Origin of the sequence: Halovenus carboxidivorans, assembly GCF_009831575.1 — an archaeon.
Lineage (GTDB): Archaea > Halobacteriota > Halobacteria > Halobacteriales > Haloarculaceae > Halovenus > Halovenus carboxidivorans.
Window position 1 is genome coordinate 371,797 of sequence record NZ_WUUT01000002.1, and the last position, 10,632, is coordinate 382,428.

Annotated in this window: 11 protein-coding genes and 1 tRNA gene; 6 read left to right on the plus strand and 6 right to left on the minus strand. The window is 65.9% G+C overall.

From position 1 onward, the window contains the following. Window positions 1-85 precede the first annotated feature (85 nt). Window positions 86-1,141: a M20/M25/M40 family metallo-hydrolase gene (locus tag GRX03_RS07330; protein WP_159763544.1), complete on the minus strand. Its 1,056-nt coding sequence runs from the start codon at window positions 1,139-1,141 to the stop codon at window positions 86-88. Window positions 1,142-1,219: 78 nt separating this feature from the next. Here GRX03_RS07330 and GRX03_RS07335 point away from each other — a divergent pair, with 78 nt between their 5' ends. Together GRX03_RS07335 and GRX03_RS07340 are read left to right on the plus strand one after the other, a co-directional pair. Continuing rightward, the gene (locus GRX03_RS07335) at window positions 1,220-1,507 is read left to right on the plus strand and encodes a hypothetical protein (RefSeq protein WP_159763545.1); all 288 of its coding nucleotides are present in this window, start codon (window positions 1,220-1,222) and stop codon (window positions 1,505-1,507) included. A gap of 38 nt (window positions 1,508-1,545) precedes the next feature. Then, on the plus strand, window positions 1,546-2,499 hold the full coding sequence (locus GRX03_RS07340) for a zinc-dependent metalloprotease (RefSeq protein WP_159763546.1): 954 nt from the start codon (window positions 1,546-1,548) through the stop codon (window positions 2,497-2,499). 10 nt (window positions 2,500-2,509) lie between these two features. Here the strand turns inward: GRX03_RS07340 and ubaA are convergent, their stop codons facing one another. The 5 genes from ubaA to rpl7ae are packed head-to-tail and all read right to left on the minus strand — an operon-like array spanning window position 2,510 to window position 4,810. Continuing rightward, window positions 2,510-3,319: an SAMP-activating enzyme E1 gene (gene ubaA / locus GRX03_RS07345; RefSeq protein WP_159763547.1), complete on the minus strand. Its 810-nt coding sequence runs from the start codon at window positions 3,317-3,319 to the stop codon at window positions 2,510-2,512. Window positions 3,320-3,367: 48 nt separating this feature from the next. Next, window positions 3,368-3,832, minus strand: a complete 465-nt coding sequence (gene ndk, locus GRX03_RS07350; protein ID WP_159763548.1) for a nucleoside-diphosphate kinase — start codon at window positions 3,830-3,832, stop codon at window positions 3,368-3,370. Further along, complete coding sequence (locus GRX03_RS07355; protein ID WP_159763549.1) at window positions 3,829-4,206, minus strand: 50S ribosomal protein L24e; 378 nt, start codon at window positions 4,204-4,206, stop codon at window positions 3,829-3,831. The genes ndk and GRX03_RS07355 overlap by 4 nt, the downstream gene beginning before the upstream one ends. After that, window positions 4,206-4,436 (minus strand): 30S ribosomal protein S28e, encoded by a 231-nt coding sequence (locus tag GRX03_RS07360; RefSeq protein WP_159763550.1) that lies wholly within the window; start codon window positions 4,434-4,436, stop codon window positions 4,206-4,208. The genes GRX03_RS07355 and GRX03_RS07360 overlap by 1 nt, the downstream gene beginning before the upstream one ends. Before the next feature lie 11 nt (window positions 4,437-4,447). Next, complete coding sequence (gene rpl7ae, locus GRX03_RS07365; RefSeq protein WP_159763551.1) at window positions 4,448-4,810, minus strand: 50S ribosomal protein L7Ae; 363 nt, start codon at window positions 4,808-4,810, stop codon at window positions 4,448-4,450. Between the two features lie 292 nt (window positions 4,811-5,102). Here rpl7ae and thyX point away from each other — a divergent pair, with 292 nt between their 5' ends. The 4 genes from thyX (at window position 5,103) to GRX03_RS07385 (ending at window position 10,601) form a co-directional block, all read left to right on the plus strand. Beyond that, complete coding sequence (gene thyX, locus GRX03_RS07370; RefSeq protein WP_159763552.1) at window positions 5,103-5,846, plus strand: FAD-dependent thymidylate synthase; 744 nt, start codon at window positions 5,103-5,105, stop codon at window positions 5,844-5,846. A 223-nt stretch (window positions 5,847-6,069) separates the two neighbouring features. Continuing rightward, on the plus strand, window positions 6,070-9,207 hold the full coding sequence (locus GRX03_RS07375) for an FAD-binding and (Fe-S)-binding domain-containing protein (protein WP_159763553.1): 3,138 nt from the start codon (window positions 6,070-6,072) through the stop codon (window positions 9,205-9,207). Window positions 9,208-9,274: 67 nt separating this feature from the next. After that, window positions 9,275-10,459: a helix-turn-helix transcriptional regulator gene (locus tag GRX03_RS07380; protein ID WP_159763554.1), complete on the plus strand. Its 1,185-nt coding sequence runs from the start codon at window positions 9,275-9,277 to the stop codon at window positions 10,457-10,459. Between the two features lie 67 nt (window positions 10,460-10,526). Further along, window positions 10,527-10,601, plus strand: a tRNA-Glu gene (locus GRX03_RS07385). Window positions 10,602-10,632 lie beyond the last annotated feature (31 nt).

The window sequence follows — 10,632 nt, forward strand, 5'->3', positions numbered from 1 at the left end:
CTAAAACTGTTGTCGGATTGGCTCTGTCACGCGGCCCGACAGAACGCGTTTGTTCCTCCGAAGGAATCGATACTCCCGACTCCCCTCAGAAGTCGACGCTGAATCGGTACGCCTCGGCCCTGGCGGCGAACTGGCCGAGCAGTTCCGCGGTCGCGTCCAGGTCGGCCAGTTCGAGCATCTCCGTCGGCGTGTGCATGTACCGGTTCGGGATCCCGACGTTCAGCGAGGGTGTCCCGCCCCGGGCCGTGTAGAAGGCGTCCGCGTCCGTCCCGGTTCGGGTACCGGTCGCTTCGAGTTGGATCTCGATGTCGGCCTCGGCGGCCACCTCGCGGACGGCCTCGACGACGTTCGGGTGGTTCGCGCTCCCGCGGGCGACCGAGGGGCCGCCTCCGAGTTCGACGCCGCTTGACTCCTTGCCGGGCGCTCCCGGTTCGTCCGTCGCGTGGGTCACGTCGGTGGCGACGACGGCGTCGGGGTCGAGATCGAAGCCGACCATCTGCGCGCCGCGGAGACCGAGTTCCTCCTGAACTGTGCTCACGGCGTAGACAGTCGCCTCCGGGTCGGATTCCGCCGCCCGGCGAAAGCCCTCCGCGGCGGCCCATATCCCGACGCGGTTGTCCAAACCCCGGCCGGCGATCCGTCCGTTCGCCAGTTCGGAGACTCGTTGCTCGAAAGTGATCGGGTCGCCGCGTTCGACGAGTTCCTCGGCCTCCTCGGCGTCGGCCGCCCCGATATCGACGTGCTGTTCGCTGATGTCGGCAGTCTCCTCGCTGTCCCGGTCGCGGAGATGGATCGCCGTCTGGCCGATCACGCCCGGGACCGGGCCGTCAGCCGTGTGGATCCGGACGTGTTGGCCACGGGTGACCGTCTTATCCGAGCCACCGATCGGCGTCAACTGGACGTAGCCGCTGTCGGTGATGTCCCGGACCATGAACCCGATTTCGTCGCCGTGGCCGGTCAGCGCGACGGACTGGTCGCCGCCCTCCAGTACGGCGACTGCGTTGCCGTATTCGTCGGTTCGCACGTCGTCGGCGTACTCCTCGACGTAGTCGATCCAGACTCGCTGTGCCGCCGACTCGAAGCCCGACGGACTCGCGGTTTCGAGCAGTGCGTCCAGAAACTCCCGCTGTGTCGACTCCATACGTGTCGTTGTCGGGTCGGCCCCCTAACGGTTGGTGTAGTCACAACGGGTAAATGTGAGGTGACCGAACTGAACGGTATGGTCGAAATCACACTCATCGAACTCAACGTCGAGGACGGATCGTTCGACGCCAACCTCCCGTTCAGTGGGAGCGCTACCACCGGCACAGACGACGCGGGCGAGGACGAGGACGCCGCGACAGCCACCGAGGACGACTCCGGCGGAAACAAGGGACTCGCCCTGCTCGGCGTGCTCGTCTTTCTGATCGTCGCGACAGCCGCGGTGAAGTATCTCACCGGCGAGGACGACGACCCCGAGGTGGCAGTCGAAGCCGAGGAGGGGACGCCGTCGGTCACAGCCGAGTAGGATAAAGGCCTATATTGCTGACACCGTTCGTGACAGGCATGAGCATTTATCGAAGCGTCCGGGCCGTCACCGGGGCGTCCGGCGACGGACCGGTCGACTGGGGGGCGGTCACAGACGCTGCCCGCGCCTCCACGGACCCGGGTGACATCGAGATGGACGCCGCCGAGCAACGGGGCTACGCGGAGGACGTGGCCGATGCCCGCGACCGCGTCCGCGAGGTGACGGCGCTGGAGTTCGACCTCCCCGACCGGGTCGAGGTGATGAACCGACACCACTGGCTGGATGCAAACGTCGGCACCTTCGAGCGCGTGATGGACCCAATCGAGCAGCAGGCGGAGGTGATGCCCGGGTTCGCTCGGGTCATCAACACCGGTTCGATGGCGTTCGCGCTGTCGTTTCTCTCCAATCACGTCCTCGGCCAGTACGATCCCCTGTTGCTCGCCGACTCTGAGGCACACGCGCTGTATTTCGTCCGGCCGAACATCCGGCGAGTCGCGGAGATGCTCGACGCGGAGTACGACCGGTTCCGCCGCTGGATCGCCTTCCACGAGATCACTCACGCCGCGGAGTTCGGGGCCGCCCCGTGGCTTCCGGACCACCTCGAATCGACGATGATGGAGGCCGTCGAGACCCTCTCGACGGGGTCGATCGACCGGGAGAGCCTGGGGGAACTGGATACGACGATGACCGCCGTCGAAGGGTACGCGGAGTTGATCATGGACGAGGCCTTCGACGACGAGTACGCCGACCTCCGGCGGAAACTCGACCAGCGCCGGCAGGGCCGCAGCCCGATCGAGCAACTGATCCGGCGACTCCTCGGGCTGAGCGTCAAACGCCGGCAGTACGAGCGCGGCAAGAAGTTCTTCGACAGCGTCGTGCAGGCCCGCGACATCGAGACCGCGGGCCGGGTCTGGGAGTCCCCGGAGATGCTCCCGACCGACGCCGAGTTCGACGATCCACAGGCGTGGCTCGCTCGGATCGACCGGCTGTAAACCGCCGTGTTCAGTCTCCGAGTGTGCACGCGCCGGCGTACTCGCCCTCGGTCACGGAGTCGATGTGTGGCTGGTCGCCACAGACCGGACACTCCGGATTCGGTGCAATCGGGACGAAATCGAAGCTCATGCCGCCGGCGTCGTAGGCGAGCAACCGTCCTTCCAGGGTGTCGCCCTCGTCGAGGATGAGTTTGATGACCTCGGTGGCCTGGATCGCACCGATAGTGCCCGGAAGCACGCCGAGCACGCCCGCCTCGGCGCAGTTCGGGATCGTCCCCTCCGGCGGCGCTTCGGGGAACAGACACCGGTAACACGGGCCGCCGGTCAGTGTCGTCGCCTGGCCCTCGAACTTGTAGACCGCGCCGTGGCTCAGCGGCTTATCAGCGAGCATGCAGGCGTCGTTGAGCAGAAACCGCGTCGGGAAGTTATCCGAGGCGTCGACGATCACGTCGTAGCCCTCGATCAGTGATTCGGCGTTGTCCTGAGTGACACGCGTCTCGTAGGTGTCGACATCGACATCGGGGTTGAGCGCGGCGATGAACTCCTCGGCGCTGTCGACTTTCGGCCGGCCCACGTCGTCGTTGCCGTGGATGACCTGCCGCTGGAGGTTGCTCAGTTCAACCACGTCGTCGTCGGCGATGCCGATGTGGCCGACGCCGGCGGCGGCGAGATACTGCAACACCGGCGCACCGAGCCCCCCCGCGCCGACGACCAGCACCGAACTGTCCAGAAGCGCCGCCTGTCCCTCCGGTCCCACGTCGTCCATGATGATGTGCCGAGAGTACCGATCCAGCTGCTCGGCGTCGAGATCTAATGCCATGCCTACGGCTACGCCGTCGGCAAGTAAAAAGCGGTGGGTCGGCGGCCGCTACTCGTACAGCCAGGTCTCGTCGACTCGCTCCCACTCGACGAGTTCGTCCTCGTCGAAGAAGAGATCGATTTCGCGCTCGTTCGCGCCCGGATCCTCGTGATCCGAGGCGTGGATGACGTTGCGTCCGAGGTCGAGTCCGAAGTCGCCGCGGATCGATCCGGGCGGGGACTCGGCGGGGTCGGTCTCCCCGACCATACTGCGGACCTGTCGGGTCGCGTCCTGCCCTTCCCAGACCATCGCCATCACCGGATCGGCGGTGATGAACTCGACGAGGTCGTCGAAGAAGGGTTTGTCCTCGTGTTCGCCGTAGTGGTCTTCGGCCAGATCCTGATCGATCTGGATGAACTTCGCGCCGACGAGTTTCAGTCCGCGCTCCTCGAACCGGGAGATGATCTTCCCGATGAGTCCGCGCTGGACGCCGTCGGGCTTGACCATCACGAAGGTGCGCTCGGTCTCGCTCATGCTTCGGCTTCCTCCTGCTCGGCCTCCTCGGACTCCTCTGCCTCAGAGTCGTCGGTTTCGGCCTCCTCGGCCCCCTCGTCGTCCTCGCTGGCGTCCTCGGCCTCCTCTTCTTCGGAAGCCGCCTCGTCGGTCTCGGTCTCCTCGGCCGCTTCGGAGTCGTCCTCCTCGGCCTCCTCTTCGTCGGCTGACTGCTCGGCTTCCGCTTCTTCGTAGCCGATCCATTCGAGATCCCGGGACTCCCGGCCCATCATGTAGTTCTTCTGGGCCTTGGAGTCTTTGAACCAGAGGATCGTGCCGTCTTTCTTGACGAACATCTTCCCGGTTCCGGGCTCGATCTCCTCGCCGGTGTAGTCGCAGGTGCGTTTCTGGACCATTATTGTCCTCCGATCTGGTCGGCTTCGCGGGCTGTCTCGCGCAACTGGAGCACGTCGCCCTCCCGGACCGGACCGAGCACGTTTCGGGTGATGATCCGACCCTTGTTCGAGCCTTCACGGATGCGGCACTTGACCTGCATGGCCTCGCCGTGCATCCCGGTCCGGCCCACGAGCTCGATCACTTCCGCGGGCGTCGATCCGCCGCTGTCTTCGGATTCCTCTGCGCTCATATGCAGTCACCTCAGCGGAGCTCCTCGACTTTCTCGACGATGTCCTCGACATCGCTCGTGGCGTCGCCGGCGTCGACGATGGCCGCGGCGGCGCTGCCGACTTCGAGGCCGGCGGAGCGTCCGAGGTCGTCCTGTGCGCCGACGAAGACGTACGGGACGTTTTTCTCGTCGGCGATCTCCGGGAGATGCATCACGATCTCTTCCGGCTGCACGTCCTCGGCGACGTAGATGAGCTCGGCGTTGCCGCGCTCGACTGTCTTGGTTGTCTCGTTCGTTCCCTTCTTTACCGTTCCTGTGTCCCGCGCTACTTCGAGGGCTTCGAGTGCGTCGTCCTCGAGATCCGCAGGGACGTCAAAGTCAGCATATACTGGCATGATTTGGTCACCTCCCGTGCGTGGGCTCACACTTCCCCGCTCTCGTGGGCTCGACCCACGTTCCGCCACGCGGCGGCAGATCCTATTCGAGCTGGAAGCGTCATCAACCCCGCACAGGCTGTACACACAACTGGCTCAGCAGGCCTAAAAGTGCTTTCGATGGGACATCCGCGTGCGAGAGCGGCCCACGCGTCCGGAGTGGGGGGGATCGCTTCCCGCGGCCGGGGGCCGTCGAAACGGTGCCCGCGACGCAGAGAGAACTGTTATACTCGTGGCGTCCACCCGAGTGAGTATGGAAGTGGAACTGCTCGAAGCGACCGACCGGCCCGAGCGGCTGATCTGTCAGGCGGCGCGCAACGACTACATGGAGGACTTTGTCGGCGAGACCGCCTTCGAGGACGTGATGAGCGACATCGAGGGGGAGACGCTCGAGGACCGCAAAGAGACGCTCATCCACCGCCTGCTCGACCACGGCCACTTCGGCCCGTTCGAGCACCCTCACGCCACGATTGCGGTCAAGGGGATCAGCCGATCCTGCATGGCACAGATCACCCGACACCGCCACGTCTCCTTCGACATCCAGTCGATGCGGTACGTCTCCTTCGACGAGGTCGACCCCGCCGAGGTGCGGGAGGGGGAGATGGTCGTCGTGCCGCCGTCGGTGACTGATCCGGACTGGGTCGGGCGCAACCAGAAGACGGCAGACGTGGACGAGGAGACCGCCGCCGAGCGCGAGGAACTGTTCCGGGACACCATCGAGACGGCCTTCGAGTCCTACCAGGAACTGCTGGATCTCGGCCTCCCGCCCGAGGACGCCCGGTTCGTGCTGCCCATCGGGACGAAGGTGAACATGGTGATGTCGATGAACGCCCGGATGCTGATGCACGTCGCGGACATGCGCGCGGCGGCTGACGCCCAGTGGGAGATCAGGGAACTGACCGAACAGGTGCTCGACGTTGCCGCCGAGTGGTGTCCGATCACCTTCGAGTACTACGAGGAGCACATGAAAAACCGGAAGAACCGACTCGCACCCTGAACGTCTGCCACAGCGCGGTACAGGTTGGCGCGGTCGGTCCCCCTCGGCCGGTGACGGGGAAACCCCGGACGTGCCCGCCGAGCGTGTTCCGCGAAAGGAAGCTATTTTTCGACCGGGCCGGTCGACAGAACTACCCGCAGGAGGGCCGACGACCGTCGAGCGGACCCGGCCGGGAGACGGAGAAAGCCGGTGGTTTAATCCGTCCCCAGACGTAGCCGGGAGCATGTCACGTCGGGGCGACACAGGCCGGACTCCGTGGAACCAGTCGACCGATCAGGACCCAGCGAGTCGGCCGGGTCCGGCCGCGGACGAGCGGGCCGACTACGACTACACCGGCGGCCCGGTCGAACGGCCGGCACCGGCAGCAGAGTTACAGGAGCGGATCGACGGTGACGTACGCTTCGACGACCTCTCTCGACAGCTCTACGCGACCGACGCCAGCGCGTACGAGGTGACGCCGATCGGCGTCGTCTATCCGACATCGACGGCCGACGTGAAAGCCGTCGTCGAGTACTGCAACGCCCGGGAGACGGGAGTGCTCCCTCGCGGCGGCGGGACGAGCCTGGCTGGCCAGTCGGTCAACGAGGCGGTCGTGCTCGATTTCACGCGGTACATGGACGAGATTCGGGCGATCGATCCGGACGAGCGGAAAGCGCGGGCGCAGCCGGGGGTCACCCTCGGTGACCTGAACGCCGCCGCGGAGCCGGCGGGGCTGAAGTTCGCGCCCGACCCGGCGTGGGGAGAGAAAAGCGCCCTCGGCGGTGCGATCGGGAACAACTCGACGGGCTCGCACTCGCTTCAGTACGGGAAAACCGACGCGTACATCGAGCGCTGCGAGGCAGTCCTCGCAGACGGGACGGTCACCGAGTTCGCCACGGTGTCCGTCGAGGAACTCGAAGCGGGTGCCGCCGGCGAACTGGACCTCTCCGAGGCCGAACGGCGGATCTATCGCGCCGTCTGCTCGATTCTCGACCGACGGGAACTCGTCGAGCGGTCGTATCCGGAACTCAAGCGCAACGTCTCGGGGTACAACCTCGACCGACTGATCGCGGAGGCCGAGTCGGGAGAGGTGAACCTCGCGAGACTGCTCGCGGGCAGCGAGGGAACGCTCGCAATCGTGACCGAAGCGACGGTCTCGCTCGAACCGATTCCGCCCGAGAAGGCGGTCGCTCTGCTCAGGTACGAGACCGTCGGGGACGCGATGGCCGACGTTGCGCCCATCGTCGAGCACGACCCCGCCGCGGTCGAGGTGCTCGACGACGTGTTGCTCGACCTGGCCCGGGAGACCGAGGAGTTCGGCGACCTGGTGGCGGAGATGGTGCCGGAGGGGACCGCTGCGGTGTTGCTCGTCGAGTTCTACGCGGACTCGCCGGAGGAGGGCAGGGAGAAAGTACAGGCGCTTCTGGCCGACCGCCTCCCGGACGGGGACGGTTCCGACCAGGGAGCGGGCGACGCGCCGAGGTACGCCCGCTCGGCCAGCGAGGCCTACGACGCCGACGAGCGGGCGCGGTTCTGGAAACTCCGCAAGAGCGGGCTGCCGATCCTCCTCTCGCGGACGAGCGACGCCAAACACGCGAGTTTCATCGAGGACGTTGCGGTCCCTCCGGAGTCGCTACCGGAGTTCGTCGCGGACTTCCAGGAGGTGCTCGAAGAGTACGACACGTTCGCGAGTTTCTACGGGCACGCCGGCCCGGGCTGTCTGCACGTCCGGCCGCTGGTCAACACGAAAGAGGAGTCCGGCATCGAGCAGATGTCGGGCATCTCGGAGGCGGTCACGGACCTGGCCGTCGAGTACGGCGGCAGCGTCTCCGGCGAACACGGCGACGGCCGCGCGCGGACGAAGTTCAACCAGAAGCTCTACGGCCAGGAGGTCTGGGAGCTGTTCCGCGGGTTGAAGACGGCGTTCGATCCCGACTGGATTCTCAATCCCGGACAGGTCTGTGGCTACGCGCCAGACGAGCAGTTGCCCGACGAGGTTCCCGGCCGGGCAGTCGCCGTCTCGATGACCGATAACCTCCGGTTCTCGCCGGAGTACGACGCCGACATCGACTTCGAGCCGACGATGGAGTGGGACAACGACAACGGGATGCAGGGGATGGTCGAACTCTGTCACGGCTGTGGCGGCTGTCGCGGACCGCAGGAGACGACCGGCGGCGTGATGTGCCCGACCTACCGCGCGAGCGACGAGGAATCGACCAGCACGCGCGGCCGCGCGAACGCGCTCAGACAGGCGATCAGCGGTGATCTCGCGCTGGAGGAGACCGACGAGGAGTTCCGCCGGGAAGTGATGGATCTCTGTATCGGCTGCAAGGGCTGTGCGCGGGACTGTCCGAGCGAGGTCGACATGGCCAAACTCAAGGCGGAACTGCAGCATCAGCACCACGAGGAGTCCGGGCCGGCCCTCCGTGATCGACTGTTCGCGAACGTCGACCGGATCAGCGCAATCGGGAGCACGCTCGCGCCGCTTCCGTCCCTCCTGCAGCGCCTGCCGGGGAGCGGACTCGTCACGGAGAGACTGTTCGGCATCGCACGCGAGCGAGAGCTACCGACGTTCCGTCGGGAGACGCTGGTCGACTGGGCCGACGACCGCGAACCCCAGGTGTCCGCCGAGCAGAGCGCGCGGAAGGTGTTGCTCTTTCCCGACACGTACACGAACTACAGCCACCCGGAGGTCGGACAGGCGGCAGTTCAGTTGCTCGAAGCCGCCGGCGTCCACGTCCGCGTCGCGGACTCGGTCACCGCGAGCGGGCGGGCCGCTCACTCGAAGGGATTTCTCGACACGGCGCGCGAACGGGCACGGACGAACGTGGACACGCTGGCACCGAAGGCCGCGACCGGTTGGGACATCGTCGTCCCGGAGCCGTCCGATGCGGTCATGCTCCAGTCCGACTATCTCGACCTCCTGAGCGGCGAGGATGCCGAGCGTGTCGCGGCGAACACGTACGGCTTCTGTGAGTATCTCGACCGGTTCCGCCTCGACGAACGGCTCGATTTCGAGGCTCGGACGGAGCAGTTGGTGTATCACGGGCACTGCCACCAGAAGGCGAGCAACAAGGACCGCCACGCCGCGGCCGTTCTTCGCAGGGCGGGCTACGCCGTCGACGCGCTCGATTCCGGTTGTTGCGGGATGGCCGGTAGCTTCGGCTACGAGGCCGAACACTACTCGATGAGCCAGTCCATCGCCGATATTCTCGACGACCAGATCGAGCAAAGCGACGGCGAAGTGGTCGTCACGCCCGGGGCGTCCTGCCGGAGCCAACTCGGCCACCGACGCGACGCCGAGGATCCGTTCGAGCGACAGAGCGACCTCCCGCCACACCCCGTCGAGGTGCTCGCCGGGAGCTGTCGCGACTGTTCGTGATAGTTGTCTGATGGGTTGCGTTCGCAGGCGTAGTGTTTTTACCCTGCCTACCGGTGTTTGAACATAGATGGATCGCCGAGTGCTCGTCGGCATTGCGGTTGCGATCGTTCTGGTGGGAGGAGCCGGTATCGCGATTTTCGGCGCCCCGGTAAAGCCGGATCCCGCGAGCGAGCGGACGCCGTCGAGGTCGGCGCTGGAACTCTCACAGGTCGAGGAGGCGAACGAGACTCGGTTCCAGGCGACGGTCTTCGAGAACGGGGACGCGCGGTGGACCGTCGAGTACCGCCAGCGGATCACGACCGAACAGGAGCGAGAGAACTTCGAGCAGTTCGCCGAGCAGTTCAACACGACGGAGACGGAGACGTTCACGAACTTCAAGACGCGGGCGAATCGGCTCACCGAGGACGGCACCCGACTCACGGGGCGACAGATGAACGCGACGGAGTTCCAGCGCGAGGCGCTGTATCTGACCTCGCCGAATCCCGCGGTGATGGGTGACGGCGTGATCAGGATGTCGTTCCGGTGGACCGGCTTCGCGGAACAGCGCGGCCAACAGGTCGTCGTCTCGGATGTCTTCGACGGCGGGTTCGTGATCCTGGAAAACCAGCAGTTCCGGATCGTCAGCGGTGAGAACGTCAGTTTCGACAGCGTGTCACCGACACCGGATCGCGTCGAGAGCGGCAACGCGTCGAACCCCGGGTCGTACGTCGAGTGGAACGGATACAGGGAGTTCGAGTCGGGAGCCATCGACGTGCGGCTCTCGCCGCCGGACGTCTCGCCGGACGGTGCCGACGGCCAGAGCGGCGACGGCTCCGCGACCCCGACCGACGACGCGAACAGTGGCTCGGGGATGACGGTTCCGATTATCCTGGCCTTGCTCGTCTTGCTCGGCGTCGGCGGGACCGCGGTCTGGTACACGATGTCCGGAACCGCCGACAGCGACGACGAAGGAGCGACAGAGTCGGCGGCAGAGCCACAGCCAGCGGCCGACAGTCAGGCGGATCTCGACGCCGATCAACTGCTCTCCGACGAGGACAGGGTGCTCAAACTGCTCGAAGAGAACGGCGGCCGGATGCGGCAGGTGACGATCGTCGAGGAGACCGACTGGTCGAAATCGAAGGTGAGCATGCTGCTCTCGGAGATGGAAGACGAGGGAGAGATCAGCAAGCTACGGGTCGGCCGCGAGAACATCATCAGCCTCGCCGGCGAGGAGCCAGAGGCCGCCGGTTCGCCGTTCGACGAGGAGGAGTGATCCCGGCGAGCGGTCGGGCGAAAACGCAATGGTTAAACGGATACTCCCAGTACGTGTGACTGCCGGCGCTCCGGTGGTGTAGTCCGGCCAATCATATTGCCCTCTCGAGGCGATGACCTGGGTTCGAATCCCAGCCGGAGCATACTTCTGTCGGCCAGCGTTCGAGCAGTATC